The organism is Enterobacter cloacae complex sp. FDA-CDC-AR_0132 (genome assembly GCF_003010695.1).
Lineage (GTDB): Bacteria > Pseudomonadota > Gammaproteobacteria > Enterobacterales > Enterobacteriaceae > Enterobacter > Enterobacter ludwigii.
Genome location: NZ_CP027618.1, coordinates 1,134,807 through 1,150,791 on the forward strand (window position 1 = coordinate 1,134,807; position 15,985 = coordinate 1,150,791).

16 protein-coding genes are annotated in these 15,985 nt (G+C 54.6%); 10 read left to right on the forward strand and 6 right to left on the reverse strand.

The window, feature by feature from the left end:
- Window positions 1–14: 14 nt before the first annotated feature.
- The 6 genes from rng to csrD form a co-directional block, all read right to left on the reverse strand.
- A complete protein-coding gene (gene rng / locus AM379_RS05480) occupies window positions 15–1,484 on the reverse strand; it encodes a ribonuclease G (RefSeq protein WP_014885432.1) in 1,470 nt (489 codons plus the stop codon).
- The gene (locus tag AM379_RS05485) at window positions 1,474–2,067 is read right to left on the reverse strand and encodes a Maf family protein (RefSeq protein ID WP_014171859.1); all 594 of its coding nucleotides are present in this window, start codon (window positions 2,065–2,067) and stop codon (window positions 1,474–1,476) included. The genes rng and AM379_RS05485 overlap by 11 nt, the downstream gene beginning before the upstream one ends.
- A 9-nt stretch (window positions 2,068–2,076) precedes the next feature.
- Window positions 2,077–2,565: a rod shape-determining protein MreD gene (gene mreD / locus AM379_RS05490; protein WP_032679070.1), complete on the reverse strand. Its 489-nt coding sequence runs from the start codon at window positions 2,563–2,565 to the stop codon at window positions 2,077–2,079.
- Window positions 2,565–3,581, reverse strand: a complete 1,017-nt coding sequence (mreC, locus tag AM379_RS05495) for a rod shape-determining protein MreC (RefSeq protein ID WP_014171860.1) — start codon at window positions 3,579–3,581, stop codon at window positions 2,565–2,567. Before mreC ends, mreD begins: the two co-directional genes overlap by 1 nt.
- Window positions 3,582–3,642: 61 nt before the next feature.
- A complete protein-coding gene (mreB, locus tag AM379_RS05500) occupies window positions 3,643–4,686 on the reverse strand; it encodes a rod shape-determining protein MreB (RefSeq protein ID WP_000913396.1) in 1,044 nt (347 codons plus the stop codon).
- 281 nt (window positions 4,687–4,967) lie between these two features.
- Complete coding sequence (gene csrD, locus AM379_RS05505; protein WP_014171861.1) at window positions 4,968–6,908, reverse strand: RNase E specificity factor CsrD; 1,941 nt, start codon at window positions 6,906–6,908, stop codon at window positions 4,968–4,970.
- 182 nt (window positions 6,909–7,090) lie between these two features.
- Between csrD and acuI the strand changes: the two genes are divergently transcribed.
- The 10 genes from acuI to AM379_RS05560 all read left to right on the forward strand — a co-directional run bounded on the left by acuI (window position 7,091) and on the right by AM379_RS05560 (window position 15,839).
- Window positions 7,091–8,065: an acrylyl-CoA reductase (NADPH) gene (gene acuI, locus AM379_RS05510; RefSeq protein ID WP_020883505.1), complete on the forward strand. Its 975-nt coding sequence runs from the start codon at window positions 7,091–7,093 to the stop codon at window positions 8,063–8,065.
- A 77-nt stretch (window positions 8,066–8,142) separates the two neighbouring features.
- On the forward strand, window positions 8,143–9,144 hold the full coding sequence (msrP, locus tag AM379_RS05515; protein WP_020883504.1) for a protein-methionine-sulfoxide reductase catalytic subunit MsrP: 1,002 nt from the start codon (window positions 8,143–8,145) through the stop codon (window positions 9,142–9,144).
- Window positions 9,145–9,744, forward strand: coding sequence for a protein-methionine-sulfoxide reductase heme-binding subunit MsrQ (gene msrQ / locus AM379_RS05520; RefSeq protein ID WP_014171864.1), 600 nt, complete (start codon window positions 9,145–9,147; stop codon window positions 9,742–9,744). It begins immediately after the preceding gene.
- 234 nt (window positions 9,745–9,978) lie between these two features.
- On the forward strand, window positions 9,979–10,431 hold the full coding sequence (gene aroQ / locus AM379_RS05525) for a type II 3-dehydroquinate dehydratase (RefSeq protein WP_014171865.1): 453 nt from the start codon (window positions 9,979–9,981) through the stop codon (window positions 10,429–10,431).
- Between the two features lie 21 nt (window positions 10,432–10,452).
- Window positions 10,453–10,914: an acetyl-CoA carboxylase biotin carboxyl carrier protein gene (gene accB / locus AM379_RS05535; RefSeq protein WP_014171866.1), complete on the forward strand. Its 462-nt coding sequence runs from the start codon at window positions 10,453–10,455 to the stop codon at window positions 10,912–10,914.
- A 10-nt stretch (window positions 10,915–10,924) separates the two neighbouring features.
- Entirely contained in the window at window positions 10,925–12,274 is a 1,350-nt protein-coding gene (accC, locus tag AM379_RS05540; RefSeq protein ID WP_020883502.1) for an acetyl-CoA carboxylase biotin carboxylase subunit, read from the forward strand.
- Between the two features lie 110 nt (window positions 12,275–12,384).
- Window positions 12,385–12,627 (forward strand): YhdT family protein, encoded by a 243-nt coding sequence (locus AM379_RS05545; RefSeq protein WP_006178860.1) that lies wholly within the window; start codon window positions 12,385–12,387, stop codon window positions 12,625–12,627.
- Window positions 12,617–14,068 (forward strand): sodium/pantothenate symporter, encoded by a 1,452-nt coding sequence (panF, locus tag AM379_RS05550; RefSeq protein WP_020883501.1) that lies wholly within the window; start codon window positions 12,617–12,619, stop codon window positions 14,066–14,068. The genes AM379_RS05545 and panF overlap by 11 nt, the downstream gene beginning before the upstream one ends.
- An 11-nt stretch (window positions 14,069–14,079) precedes the next feature.
- Window positions 14,080–14,961 (forward strand): 50S ribosomal protein L11 methyltransferase, encoded by an 882-nt coding sequence (gene prmA, locus AM379_RS05555; protein ID WP_014171869.1) that lies wholly within the window; start codon window positions 14,080–14,082, stop codon window positions 14,959–14,961.
- A 137-nt stretch (window positions 14,962–15,098) separates the two neighbouring features.
- Window positions 15,099–15,839, forward strand: coding sequence for a carbonic anhydrase (locus tag AM379_RS05560; RefSeq protein ID WP_032679073.1), 741 nt, complete (start codon window positions 15,099–15,101; stop codon window positions 15,837–15,839).
- The last annotated feature ends 146 nt before the right edge of the window (window positions 15,840–15,985 follow it).

Here is a 15,985-nt window from a genome sequence, read left to right on the forward strand (position 1 = left end):
CGGCGTACCGCGTCTTACATCATCACGACGTCAAACTGCTCCTGGTTATAGAGCGGTTCGATTTGAACTTTTACCTGTTTGCCGACAAAGATTTCCACTTCCGCCAGCGCGTGCGACTCTTCGCCTTTCAGCGCTTCAGCCACCGCAGGGGAAGCATAGACCAGAAAACGATCGGAGTCGTAGGCATGATGAACGCGAACGATTTCACGCATGATCTCGTAGCAGACGGTCTCAACCGTCTTTACTGTGCCACGTCCGTGGCAGGTTGGGCATTCATTGCACAGCACATGCTCCACGCTTTCGCGGGTACGCTTACGCGTCATTTCCACCAGCCCCAGCTGTGAGAAGCCGTTGATGCTGGTTTTCACGCGATCTTTACTCAGCGCCTGCTCCAGCGAGTGCAGCACACGACGGCGATGGTCTTCATTACTCATATCGATAAAGTCGATGATGATAATGCCACCCAGATTGCGCAGGCGAAGCTGGCGGGCGATGGCCTGCGTGGCTTCGATGTTGGTATTAAAGATGGTGTCATCCAGGTTGCGATGACCGACAAACGCGCCGGTGTTGATATCCACCGTCGTCATCGCTTCGGTCTGATCGATGATCAGATAGCCGCCGGACTTCAGTTCAACCTTGCGTTCCAGCGCTCGCTGGATCTCATTTTCGACGTCATAGAGATCGAAGATAGGCTGACGCCCCGTGTAATGCTCCAGCAGACCAGGCATTTCGGGAATGTATTCGGCGGTAAATTCCAGCAACGCTTCATAGGTCAGGCGGGAATCCACGCGAATTCTGTCGAGCTGTGCATCGGCAAAATCACGCAGGACGCGCTGAGCCAGCGCCAGTTCGCCGTAAAGCTGGTAGCGGGTCTGGTTGCGTTTTTTACGCTCCATGACTTTGGTCCAGACGCGCTTGAGATAAGCCGCATCAGACGCCAGATCGTCTTCACTGATCCCTTCTGCGGCGGTACGGATGATAAACCCGCCCTGTTCATCGCAGTAAGCGCTGACCACTTTTTTAAGACGCTCGCGCTCGCTTTCGCTCTCAATGCGCTGCGAAACGCCCACGTGCGACGCGCCAGGCATAAAGACCAGATAGCGGGAAGGCAATGTAATGTCGGTCGTCAGACGGGCGCCTTTCGTGCCCAGCGGATCTTTGACGACCTGCACCATCAGATCCTGGCCCTGACGCACCAGTTCGGAGATATCGCGCACGGCAAACTGCTTTTGCTCTTCGCCCGCGACGCACTCGGTATGCGGCATAATGTCGGAGGCATGTAAAAATGCCGCCTTATCCAGTCCAATATCTACAAAAGCCGCCTGCATACCCGGTAGTACACGACTGACACGACCTTTGTAGATATTGCCTACTATTCCGCGCCGCGCTTCACGCTCAATATGAATTTCCTGAAGAATGCCACCATCAATATAGGCCACACGGGTTTCCGATGGCGTTACGTTTACCAACAATTCAGCCGTCATAATTATCCCTTCCCTCACGCAGTGAGTTAAAATTGCTCAGCAACTCATACGTTTCCACCAGCGGTAAGCCGACTACGGCGTGATAGCTGCCATTAATCTTCCTGACAAAACAGCCACCCAGCCCCTGAATACCGTATGCACCTGCCTTATCCATCGGTTCACCGCTGGTGATATAAGCGGCGATCTCGTCGTCGGTAAGCACTCTGAATGTCACGTCCGTCACCACCAGGCAATCCAGCACGTGCTGGCTGTCCGCCAGCGCGACGGCGGTCATTACCTGATGTGTTTGTCCAGACATTTTGCGCAGCATGCGCGCCGCATGTTCAGCGTCGTGCGGTTTCTCGAGCACTTCACCGTTAAGAATAACGATGGTATCTGCCCCCAGCACCGGCAAGTCACGCGGCGTTTGCGCCACGCCTGCCTGCGCTTTCTCACGCGCCAGTCGAGAAACGTACTGCTGGGCACTTTCGCCTTCGGCGCGTTTCTCTTCGATGCCCGTAACGATGCGTTCAAAGGAGACGCCCAGCTGAGTGAGCAACTCCTGACGACGCGGAGAACCAGAAGCAAGATATAGAGACGTCATAGAAACCTTTTATTGCACAGCAAACTGCTGGCGAACCTTACGCATCAGCAGGAACAGCCACGGCCAGAGCACACCGTTTACTACACTACTCCAGAACACTTCCGGTCGGAAAGAGACGTTGATCACTAAAAACTCTGCCCAGAAAACAACGATATCCGCAGCAAGCGACAACAACATCACCACCAACGCCTGTTGCCAGAGCGCGAGGTTACGAAAGAGCTGGAATTTAAGTGCGACGAGGTACGCAACAATACTCATGGACAAGGCGCGCACGCCAAGCGTAGAGCCACTAATGAGATCCAGTATGGCACCCATCACAAAACCTGTGCCGACATTTACGCGGTGCGGCAGGGCAAGGATCCAGTAGAGCAAAATGAGCAATACCCAGTTTGGCCGGAAAACGAGAATGTCGTCCGGCCAGGGCATGATTTGCAGTAACAGCGCAATGAGAAATGAGAGCCAGATAACCCAGCGTCCCTGGCTACGATAACTTGCCACTACTGCCCTCCCGAGGAGAGTTTAGGCGGTGGCGGTGCATCCGGCAGCGGCTGCGTTAGCCCCGTAGCAGGGGCCGGTACTGGCGCAGGGGGTCCCATGGCATCCGGTGCCGGCAGAACCTGCGGCATCATTTGCATCAGGCGTTCATTCGCGACGCGATGAACATCTTCAGGCGTCATGGGGTTAGCACCATTGCGGTCGGCGCCCCACAGCAGCAGCAGGTAGCGAAGACGCTGTAAACCCGCGGTTGGACGCGCCTGAATCACGGTATAGGCACGCTGCGTATCAAGCTTCACCGAAGAGACAACCGCAACCGGATACCCTTCAGGGAAACGTCCACCCAGACCCGACGTCACCAGAACGTCGCCCACACGAATGTCCGTGTTAGCCGGCAGATGTTCCAGCTGGAGATCGTCGGTACACCCGTTACCGGCCGCGATGACGCGAATGTCATTACGCAGTACCTGAATCGGCAACGCATGCGTGGCATCGCAGATCAGCAGAACGCGGCTGGTCAGTTTGGCCACAGCAACAACCTGGCCTACAACGCCTTTATCACTGATAACAGGCTGACCTTCATACACACCGTTCACGCTTCCTTTGTCGATCACAACCTGATCGCTGTAGGGATCGTTGACGGTGGAGATCACCTGCGTCACCATCTTCTGCTCATCCTGACGCAGCGGCGAGCCAAGCAGCTCACGCAGACGCGCGTTTTCCTGCTTATATTGTCCCAGCATCAGCAGCTCGCTGTTTTTCAACAGCAGTTCCTGACGTAATGCCCGGTTTTCGAGTTCGAGTTGGTCACGTGAAGACAACGTTTGAGAAACGGAGTCGAGCAACTCACGGGGACCATTTGAAATAAAGTAGAAAGGACTGACGGCGGTATCCATGTACGTTCTGATCTGACTGAACGTACCGAGGCGGCTATCGGCAATAATGACCCCAAGCGCAACCAGGACCGCCAGAATGAGGCGAAACTGTAGCGATGGGCCACGGCTAAAAATTGGCTTCATAGGCTATGCGTATTCTCGTGTCAGAGAGAAAGGGTAGCGATACGCTACCCTTTCACAATGACTACTCTTCGCTGAACAAGTCGCCGCCGTGCATGTCGATCATTTCCAGCGCCTTGCCACCACCACGGGCGACGCAAGTCAGTGGATCTTCTGCAACTACGACAGGAATACCTGTCTCTTCCATTAACAGGCGGTCGAGGTTACGCAGCAGCGCACCACCACCGGTCAGAACCATACCGCGCTCGGAGATGTCAGACGCCAGTTCTGGTGGGCACTGTTCCAGGGCAACCATCACTGCGCTCACGATACCGGTCAGAGGTTCCTGCAGCGCTTCCAGAATTTCGTTGGAGTTCAGGGTAAAGCCGCGTGGAACACCTTCAGCCAGGTTACGGCCGCGAACTTCGATTTCACGCACTTCATCGCCCGGGTAAGCGGAACCGATTTCATGCTTGATACGCTCAGCGGTCGCTTCGCCGATCAGGGAACCGTAGTTACGACGCACATAATTAATGATGGCTTCGTCGAAACGATCGCCACCGATACGTACGGAAGAGGAGTACACCACGCCATTCAGGGAGATAACGGCCACTTCAGTGGTACCACCACCGATATCCACCACCATAGAACCGGTCGCTTCAGAAACAGGCAGACCCGCACCGATTGCCGCCGCCATTGGCTCTTCAATCAGGAACACTTCACGCGCGCCTGCACCCTGGGCTGATTCACGGATTGCGCGACGTTCAACCTGGGTGGCGCCAACCGGCACACACACCAGAACACGCGGGCTTGGGCGCATGAAGCTGTTGCTGTGAACCTGCTTGATGAAGTGCTGAAGCATTTTTTCAGTCACGAAGAAGTCAGCGATAACGCCGTCTTTCATTGGGCGGATTGCGGCGATGTTGCCAGGGGTACGTCCCAGCATCTGCTTCGCGTCATGACCCACAGCGGCTACGCTTTTCGGCGAGCCGGCACGATCCTGACGAATGGCCACAACGGAAGGCTCATTCAATACGATGCCTTGTCCTTTAACGTAAATAAGGGTATTCGCGGTACCCAGGTCAATGGACAGGTCATTGGAAAACATGCCACGAAATTTTTTCAACATACTAAGGGATAATCCTGAAAGCTGGGGCGGAAAACAAAATCCGCTTACTTTACCAACCACACGCAGCAGCGACAAGGCGCAAAAATCATCTGCAGCGGTGAAAATTTGTGCAGTACGTATCCTGATGTTACAAATCTTTCCCTGATTCCCTCAGGGCTGAGTACACAGTAGCGTCCCTCACTGACATTTGTAACCCGCTAAAGGTCGTTCACTGGCTTTTTGCTCGTCATACTCAAAGCTACAGGCGCGATATTCTACGTGAAAACGGATTAAACGGCAGGTCAAACAGAGTATCTTTGCAAATATTTTTTCACATTGGTGTCAAGCGGCTGAGAGGAGGCAAAAAAATCCCCCTGACCGCCCGTCACACCGCGCTCTGTCAACATCTGCCATTCGCTTCTGGAGCGCACGCCCGTGGCAAAGACTTGTGTTCGCGTTCCCTTGCACGCTTCCACCAGACTCTGTACCAGCAGCTGGTTTTCCGTGCGCTTTTCAATGTTCCTTACCAGCCCCGGATGCAGCTTTAATAACTCCACATCCAGTTCCTTAATCCAGTTAGTACTGACCAGCGTTAAACCCGCCTGCGTGACCGCGACACGGGCACCTAGCGCATTAATCAACCGTACTACCGGACGTAACCGGCTGATGTGTTGACCCACATCCGCCTCAGCAAGTTCAAAAATAATGTGTTTGCGTTGCGATTTTTCGCATTGCATTAATGTATCACGCAACCAGCGCTGAAAACGCGGGCGAATTAACGACTCCACGGTAACCTGTAGCGCCAGGTTTTCTTCGGGCCAGAAGGATAAAAACGGCATGAGTCGGGTGATCTGCTGGCGGTCATACTCTTCAGAAAGCCCAAACTGCAGCACCATCGGTAAATATTCCGCGGAGATGACCTCTTCCGTACCGTCAAAAATACGGCACATCAGCTCACGGTGATGAACGTTCCCGTTTTTCATCACCGCCGGTTTTTGATAAATGCGCGGCCCGCCGCGGCTGAGCATTTGCTCTATCAACGTTCGCCAGCGCACATTGCCGCGCCCTTTTTCCGGTAACGAATCGTCATACACAGCCCAGCCGTTAGCGCCCTGCAACACGGCGTTGCGGGTTGCCGCTTCAGCATGTTCCATCACCTGTTCCGTCGACTGGCCGCCGCGCCAGGCACAGATGCCCATATGAACCATATCGTCCCTGTCGAGCATTTTGCTCTGCGGCAGCGCATCCACCGCTTTCAGCAGCTGGCTGGCGATGCTTTCTGACTCTTTCAGCGTACGGTGAGGCAGCAGCACGGCAAAGTCGCTGCGGTGATAACGGGCCAGCAGCGCACCCGGATAACGCATAATAAAGGTGGAGAGCAGGTTGATCAGCGTAAAGAGATTCTCTTCCGCCACGCGCTGTCCCCAGGTGTCGCGCAGCAGATCGAAATCGGGCAGGCGAATCATCATGACAACACCGTGCGTCCCGACTTTTTCCGGATCGTCCAGCAACGTGGCCAGTTGATTATCAAAGAAAAGACGGTTGTTCAGCCCGGTTTTATTATCCTGCGCAGCGTAAGAGCGGATCAGCGTGTCCATACGGCTGCGCTGGTCGCTGGCGAACTGAATTTCTGAGAGCAGCGTATCCAGCGCACTGCTGGCACGCGCAGGCCATTCATGGATCGAGCCACGCACCTGCGGGCCACGTTCACCGTTCAGTATTCGCACGGAACGCATCTCCAGCAGTTCCTGACCAGAGAGCTGACGGCGCAGCCAGCGAACCGCGAGAAAAATCAGCAGGACAATAAACGCGACGGCGACGGTGAGCGGCGCGGTGGTCATCATCGAGCGGAAGTAGCTGGCCATTGGATCGAGGTAGACCATGTTTATGGTCATGCCCGGGTTTTTAAGGGAGTGCACCGTCACTTCCCGGTACTGGCTTACCACGCCCGCAGGCCGATAGCTGTCCTGCCGGGCATGGCTTAAAACATTATGCTTTCCCTGCAGAATGTCGATTTGGACAATATCGACAGGTACCATCAACTCATCCAGCTCGCGGGACAGCGCCGGCAGCGGGGTGGTGAGGAGACGATTATCAATCACCGACGCGACAGACTGCACCCGATTAACCAGCTTGTCCTGAATGGCGTTATAAAAGCTCAGAGAACAGCCAAGGAGCGTGACAAAAATGGTTAGCCCCGTCAGTAAGGTGATAAAAGCCGAGAACTTCGTCGTTAATCGCATCCTTGAGATAACTCCGTGGGTTGAGGGGGTAGCGAGTAAGCGCTAACTTGCATTTCAAATGCGGCATACTATCAAACTTGGCGTATCTGGCAATTTATTGCGTTAAATCGGCATTGCTTTTCCCTGAGGGAGTATAGTCTTCAGGAGCTATTTTCCAATCATCTGAGTCGTGAGGACCCTGTATGCAGGCTTTGATCTTAGAACAACAGGACGGCAAAACGCTTGCCTCGGTGCAGGCCGTTGAAGAGAGCCGACTGCCGGCAGGCGAAGTGACCGTCGACATCGACTGGTCCAGTTTAAATTATAAAGATGCGCTGGCTATTACCGGGAAGGGTAAAATCATCCGAAATTTCCCTATGGTGCCAGGTATCGATTTTGCGGGCCGGGTTCATGCGAGCGAAGATCCACGCTTCCATGCCGGCCAGCAGGTGCTGCTCACGGGCTGGGGCGTGGGTGAAAATCACTGGGGTGGGCTGGCGACACAGGCGCGCGTGAAAGGCGACTGGCTGGTGCCGATGCCACAAGGCCTGGATGGTCGTAAAGCGATGATCATCGGTACCGCAGGCTTTACCGCCATGCTGTGCGTGATGGCGCTGGAAGATGCCGGTATTCGCCCTGAATCGGGTGAGATCGTCGTGACCGGTGCCAGCGGTGGTGTGGGCAGCACGGCGGTGACATTGCTGCACAAACTGGGTTACCAGGTTGCGGCAGTTTCCGGGCGCGAGAGCACCCACGCGTACCTGCGTCAGCTCGGCGCTAATCGCATCCTGAGCCGCGACGAGTTTGCCGAAACCCGTCCACTGGAAAAACAGCTCTGGGCAGGTGCGGTAGATACCGTCGGTGACAAAGTGCTGGCAAAAGTGCTGGCGCAGATGAACTACGGCGGCTGCGTGGCAGCCTGTGGTTTGGCGGGCGGTTTTGCCCTGCCCACCACCGTGATGCCCTTTATTCTGCGTAACGTTCGCCTGCAGGGTGTTGATTCCGTAATGACCCCGGCGGCGCGCCGCATTGCGGCCTGGGAACGTCTGCAGCGCGATTTGCCGGACACGTTCTTTACTCAGAGCGCAACCGAAATCACGCTTAGCCAGGCGCCTGAATATGCCAGCAAGATCATGGACAACCAGTTCCACGGCCGCGCGCTGGTGAAAATTGCCTAATCTTCAAATTTTCGTGACATATTCGCGCTAATCCCTCTCCTCCGTCATGCTTAGAAAAACGCATGACGGAGGATGCCATGAAAACCCGAAAACTGACGGAAGCCGACGTAACGTCGGAATCTGTCTTTATGTTACAGCGCCGCCAGATCCTGAAAATGCTTGGCATCAGCGCCACCGCACTGACGCTTTCCCCTGCGGCTCATGCCGACCTGCTCGACTGGTTTAAAGGTAACGATCGCCCGAAAGCCCCTTCTGGCGCCCCGCTCACCTTTACGAAGCCCGCGCAGTGGCAAAACACACTGACGCTCACGCCGGAAGACAAAGTGACCGGCTATAACAATTTCTACGAATTTGGTCTCGATAAGGCCGATCCTGCGGCCAACGCGGGGAGTATGAAAACCGATCCGTGGACGCTGAAAATCGACGGTGAAGTGGCAAAACCGCTGACGCTGGACCATCACGATCTCACTACCCGCTTTCCACTGGAAGAGCGTATCTACCGCATGCGCTGCGTGGAAGCCTGGTCGATGGTCGTGCCCTGGGTAGGCTTCCCGCTGCATAAACTGCTGGCGATGGTTGAACCCACCAGCAACGCAAAATATGTCTCTTTCCAGACGCGCTACGCCCCGGACGAGATGCCGGGCCAGAAAGATCGGTTTATCGGCGGTGGGCTTGCGTATCCGTATGTCGAAGGGTTACGGCTCGACGAAGCGATGCATCCTCTTACGCTGCTGACCGTCGGTGTTTACGGCAAAGCACTCCCGCCGCAGAACGGCGCGCCTGTTCGCTTAACGGTGCCGTGGAAGTACGGTTTTAAAGGGATTAAATCTATCGTCAGCATTAAGCTCACCCGCGAACGTCCCCCCACGACCTGGAACCTGGCGGCACCCGACGAATATGGCTTTTTTGCCAATGTGAACCCGCACGTCGATCATCCCCGCTGGTCACAGGCCACCGAGCGATTTATCGGTTCCGGCGGCGCGCTGGATGTGAAGCGTCAGCCAACGCTGTTATTTAACGGCTACGCTGATGAAGTGGCGTCGCTTTACCGTGGCCTTAATTTACGGGAGAACTTCTGAGTGCGTTTAACGGCAAAACAGATAACCTGGCTGAAAGTGCTGTTGCACTTAGCCGGGTTGCTTCCTTTTATCTGGTTATTCTGGGCCGCCAGCCAGGGGCTTTTTAGCGCTGATCCGGCAAAGGATATCCAGCACTTTACCGGTCGGATGGCTCTGAAATTTTTACTGGCGACCTTGCTGGTGTCACCGTTAGCGCGCTACGCTAAACAGCCATTATTGATACGCACCCGCCGGCTTTTGGGGCTATGGTGTTTTGCCTGGGCGACGCTCCATTTGACCAGCTACGCCTTGCTGGAACTGGGCATTAACAACCTGGCACTGCTGGGCCGCGAACTGGTCACCCGTCCGTACCTGACGTTAGGTATCGTGAGCTGGCTGGTGTTACTGGCATTAGCACTGACATCAACGCAATATGCACAACGTACATTGGGCAGGCGCTGGCAACTGCTGCACAACTTCGTCTATCTTGTCGCGATCCTCGCACCCATCCATTATCTGTGGTCGGTGAAGATCCTCTCCCCGCAGCCCATACTCTACGCGCTGCTGGCTGTGGCGCTTTTAGCATGGCGTTACAAGAAGTTCCGTCAGTGGTTGCGATAATTCGCGAAACTGTGCGTTTTCCCGCAGAATCCCTGTCAACCGCGAATCTTTTTCGGATAGCGGTTGATAATCTTCCCTGATAAGACCAGTATTTAGCTGCCAAATGCTACGAAATCGTTATAATGTGCGACTTTGGTTTACCCGACAGCGGTTTTAGGCCTCTGAAAAGGTGACAATCGTGCTTCGAAGGTATATTTTGTTTTTTACCGGAGAATCGCAGGAGATAGCGGCACAATGGCTGATAAGTTCCATATCTTAGTTTTAAACGGACCGAACCTGAACATGCTCGGCACCCGCGAGCCAGAGAAGTACGGCTCGCTAACATTGAGTGAAATTGTTAACCGTCTGAGCACGGAAGCAACGTCGCTGAATGTGGATTTGGATCATTTTCAGTCGAACGCGGAGTACGCAATCATCGACCGTATTCATCAGGCTAAAGACACTGTGGACTATATCCTGATCAATCCGGCCGCGTTTACGCACACCAGTGTTGCTATTCGCGACGCACTGCTCGCAGTGAGTATCCCGTTTATCGAGATCCACCTGAGCAATGTGCACGCCCGAGAGCCGTTCCGCCACCATTCCTATCTATCAGATATCGCCGCTGGCGTTATTTGCGGACTGGGCGCTGACGGCTATTCATACGCTTTACAGACAGCGGTAAAACGCTTGTCACAATCACACTAAACAAGAGTACGGAACCCACTCATGGATATTCGTAAGATTAAAAAACTGATCGAGCTGGTTGAAGAATCAGGCATCTCCGAACTGGAAATTTCTGAAGGCGAAGAGTCTGTACGCATCAGCCGTGCAGCCCCAGCCGCTAGCTTCCCGGTAATGCAGCAGGCTTATGCTGCGCCAGTGCAGCAGCCTGCGCTTTCCGCAGCCGTTGCACCAGCAGCTGAAGCCGCACCTGCCGCTGCAGCAGAAATCAGTGGTCACATCGTACGTTCCCCAATGGTTGGTACTTTCTACCGCACCCCGAGCCCGGATGCGAAAGCGTTCATCGAAGTGGGTCAGAAAGTCAACGCAGGCGATACCCTGTGCATCGTTGAAGCGATGAAAATGATGAACCAGATCGAAGCAGACAAATCAGGCACTGTGAAAGCGATTCTGGTCGAAAGTGGTCAGCCGGTTGAATTTGACGAGCCGCTGGTCGTCATCGAGTAACGAGGCGAACATGCTGGATAAAATTGTTATCGCCAACCGCGGCGAGATTGCACTGCGTATTCTTCGTGCCTGTAAAGAACTGGGCATCAAGACCGTCGCTGTGCACTCAAGCGCGGATCGCGATTTAAAACACGTATTGCTGGCGGATGAGACGGTCTGTATTGGCCCGGCTCCGTCCGTAAAAAGCTATCTGAACATCCCGGCTATCATCAGCGCCGCTGAAATCACCGGCGCGGTGGCAATTCATCCGGGTTATGGCTTCCTCTCTGAGAACGCCAACTTTGCTGAGCAGGTTGAGCGCTCTGGCTTTATCTTCATCGGCCCGAAAGCTGACACTATCCGCCTGATGGGCGACAAAGTGTCCGCAATCACCGCGATGAAAAAAGCCGGTGTTCCAACCGTACCGGGCTCTGACGGTCCTCTGACCGACGACATGGATGCTAACCGTGCTCATGCGAAACGCATTGGCTATCCGGTTATCATCAAGGCGTCCGGCGGCGGCGGCGGTCGCGGTATGCGCGTTGTGCGTAGCGATGCTGAACTGGCTCAGTCCATCTCCATGACCAAAGCGGAAGCGAAAGCAGCTTTCAGCAATGACATGGTGTACATGGAAAAATACCTTGAAAACCCACGCCACATCGAAATTCAGGTGCTGGCTGACGGTCAGGGTAACGCTATCTATCTGGCAGAACGTGACTGCTCCATGCAGCGTCGTCACCAGAAAGTGGTTGAAGAAGCGCCAGCACCGGGCATTACGCCGGAACTGCGTCGCTACATCGGCGAGCGTTGTGCGAAAGCCTGTGTCGATATCGGCTATCGCGGTGCGGGTACTTTCGAGTTCCTGTTCGAAAACGGCGAGTTCTACTTCATTGAGATGAACACCCGTATTCAGGTAGAACACCCGGTTACCGAAATGATTACCGGCGTTGACCTGATTAAAGAACAGCTGCGTATCGCTGCGGGTCAGCCACTGTCCATCAAACAGGAAGAAGTTGTGGTCAAAGGCCATGCGGTGGAATGCCGTATCAACGCCGAAGACCCGAATACCTTCCTGCCAAGCCCGGGTAAAATCACGCGTTTCCACGCGCCGGGTGGCTTTGGTGTGCGTTGGGAGTCTCATATCTACGCGGGTTACACCGTACCGCCGTACTATGACTCCATGATCGGTAAGCTTATCTGCTACGGCGAAAACCGTGACGTGGCAATTGCCCGCATGAAGAACGCCCTGCAGGAGCTGATCATCGATGGTATCAAAACCAACGTTGAACTGCAGATGCGTATCATGAGCGACGAGCACTTCCAGAATGGTGGGACTAACATCCACTATCTGGAGAAAAAACTCGGTCTGCAAGAGAAGTAATCGCGCAGTCACGCCAAAAAGGCCGGATAATCCGGCCTTTTTTTATTTCTGGGGATCGGAAAGCCCCATCATGTACAATCCCCGCTTTATTCATCCACAAGGGACAAAAAATGGACAAGCGTTTTGTTCAGGCCCATAAAGAAGCGCGATGGGCGCTGTGGCTGACCCTTCTCTATCTTGCCGCATGGTTGGTGACCGCTTACTTACCTGACTCGGCTATTGGCATTACCGGCCTGCCTCACTGGTTCGAAATGGCCTGCCTGCTGGTGCCGCTGGTCTTTATCCTGCTGTGCTGGGCAATGGTGAAATTTATCTACCGGGATATCCCGCTGGAGGATGATGATGCAGCTTGAAGTCATTCTGCCGCTGGTCGCGTACCTGGTGGTCGTGTTTGGTTTGTCCGTTTATGCAATGCGTAAGAGGACAACCGGCACTTTCCTGAATGAGTATTTCCTCGGCAGTCGCTCGATGGGCGGTGTCGTGCTGGCCATGACGCTTACCGCCACCTATATCAGCGCCAGCTCGTTTATCGGTGGCCCCGGTGCAGCCTATAAATACGGGTTAGGTTGGGTGCTGCTGGCAATGATTCAGCTGCCTGCCGTCTGGCTCTCGCTGGGTATACTGGGTAAAAAGTTTGCCATTCTGGCACGCCGTTATAACGCCGTGACGCTCAACGATATGCTGTTTGCGCGCTACCAGAGCCGTCTGCTGGTGTGGCTGGCAAGCTTGAGCCTGCTGGTCGCGTTTATTGGTGCAATGACGGTGCAGTTCATCGGCGGGGCACGTCTGCTGGAAACCGCTGCAGGGATCCCCTATGAGACGGGCCTTATCATCTTTGGGGTGAGCATTGCGCTGTATACCGCGTTTGGCGGATTTCGCGCCAGCGTGCTGAACGATACGCTGCAGGGGATGGTGATGCTCGTTGGCACAATCGTTCTGCTGGTGGGAATTGTTCACGCCGCAGGTGGTCTGAGCCATGCCGTTGAAACTCTGGAAGCGATTGACCCGAAACTGATTTCCCCGCAGGGTGCGGATGATATCCTTTCGCCAACATTTATGACGTCGTTCTGGGTGCTGGTGTGCTTTGGTGTTATTGGCCTGCCGCATACCGCCGTGCGTTGTATCTCGTATAAAGACAGCAAAGCCGTTCACCGGGGTATTATTATCGGGACGGTCGTTGTTGCAATCCTGATGTTCGGCATGCATCTGGCGGGTGCGTTAGGACGTGCGGTGATCCCCGACCTTACGGTTCCCGATTTGGTGATCCCGACCCTGATGGTCAAAGTGCTTCCGCCTTTTGCCGCGGGGATATTCCTCGCCGCGCCAATGGCCGCCATAATGTCGACCATTAACGCCCAGCTACTGCAGAGTTCCGCTACGATCATTAAAGATCTCTATCTGAACCTGCGTCCTGAGCAGGTTCAAAATGAACGACGCCTGAAGCGTATGTCGGCGGTGATTACGCTCGTTTTAGGCGCGCTGCTGCTGTTAGCCGCATGGCGTCCGCCGGAGATGATCATCTGGCTGAACCTGCTGGCGTTTGGCGGGCTTGAAGCCGTCTTCCTGTGGCCGCTGGTATTGGGCCTCTACTGGGAGCGCGCCAACGCTGCCGGCGCCCTGAGCGGCATGATTGTCGGCGGTGTGCTGTATGCCGTGCTAGCTACATTTAAAATTCAGTACCTGGGCTTCCATCCTATTGTGCCTTCGTTACTGTTAAGTTTACTGGCGTTTGTGGTCGGGAACCGTTTCGGTCAGCCTGTCCCACAGCCCGCTACGATTTCTACTGATAAATAAAGAGTTTTGCCATGCCGTGGATCCAACTAAAACTGAATACAACCGGCGCTAACGCCGAAGAGCTAAGCGATGCGCTGATGGAAGCCGGTTCGGTCTCCATCACCTTCCAGGACACGCATGACACGCCGGTGTTTGAGCCACTGCCGGGCGAAACCCGCCTGTGGGGTGATACCGACGTTATTGGCCTGTTTGATGCAGAAACTGACATGAAAGAGGTTGTCGCGATCCTGGAAAATCATCCGCTGCTGGGTGCGGGTTTTGCACACAAAATCGAACAGCTGGAAGACAAAGACTGGGAACGCGAGTGGATGGATAACTTCCACCCAATGCAGTTCGGTAAACGTCTGTGGATCTGCCCGAGCTGGCGTGACGTTCCGGATGAAAACGCGGTAAACGTGATGCTGGATCCGGGCCTGGCATTTGGGACCGGTACTCACCCGACGACTTCTCTGTGCCTGCAGTGGCTGGACAGTCTGGATCTGGACGGCAAGACGGTGATCGACTTCGGATGCGGATCCGGGATCCTCGCTATCGCGGCGCTGAAACTGGGCGCGGCCAAAGCCATTGGGATCGATATCGATCCACAGGCTATTCAGGCCAGCCGTGATAACGCTGAGCGCAACGGCGTTTCTGACCGCCTTGAACTGTATCTGCCGGATGCGCAGCCAGAAGCCATGAAAGCCGATGTGGTGGTGGCGAACATTCTGGCCGGCCCATTACGCGAACTGGCCCCGTTAATCAGCGTGCTGCCCGTTGACGGCGGTCTGCTGGGGCTTTCCGGGATCCTGGCAAGCCAGGCTGACAGCGTATGCGAAGCCTACGCCGATCTTTTCGCCCTCGACCCGGTGGTCGAAAAAGAAGAGTGGTGTCGTATTACGGGCCGTAAAAAGTAAGCCATTGGCGTGGTCATCTGACCACGCCTCTCTTACTCCGATAATCCTCTCTTCCCGTGCCCTTCTCCGGTAAAATACCCACACAAAACATATTGATAAAAATGGTTTGAACCACAATAATTCACCGGAAGAATACTATGACCCACTTTACTGGCAAGGCAGCGCTCTTCGCGCTGAGCATTATCTCGGCTTCAGCCTGCGCATCACACTGGAGCTACGAAGGCGAAGGCGCACCGGAACACTGGGGCGAACTGGACGAGGCCTATAAAACCTGTCAAAGCGGGATGAACCAGTCCCCCATCAACATTGAATCCACTGCTAACGCGCACCTCTCCCCGCTGCAAACACATTACATTGATGGCCCTGTGACGCTGACGAACAACGGCCACACCATTCAGGCAAGTGAAAAGCCGGAAACCCGCGATACCCTTACCCTCGATAAGCAAACCTGGACCCTGCAACAGTTCCATTTCCACGCGCCGAGCGAAAACACCGTGCATGGCAAGAAATTTGCGATGGAAATGCATCTGGTGCACAAAAACGCGGCCGGTGAGCTGGCGGTGGTGGCGGTCATGTTCGATAAAGGGGCCGCGAACCCGGAACTGAATAAGCTGTGGAGCGTCATGCCTGAGCAGGCCGAACAGAACGTCTCCATTAAGCAGGATCTCAATCTGAACAAGCTGATTCCAAAAGATAAAACGTACTGGCGCTTTAGCGGCTCGTTGACCACACCGCCGTGCTCAGAGGGGGTAACCTGGATTGTACTGAAGCACCCGCAGACCGTCTCTACAGAGCAGCTTGAGAAATTCTCCCACATGATGCACCACGAAAATAACCGCCCGGTACAACCCCTTCATGGTCGCGTAGTCGTCGAATAATGCGCATTTTTCGCATGCAGATCATGTTCTAAAATGCGACTCAGATCGCAAACAAGCGGGATAATCTGCTGCTAAAAACAGCAGATTATCCCGCTCAAGTGATGCATTTATTCAGAAATGATGAGAAGTTACGGGAAATTGTAAGC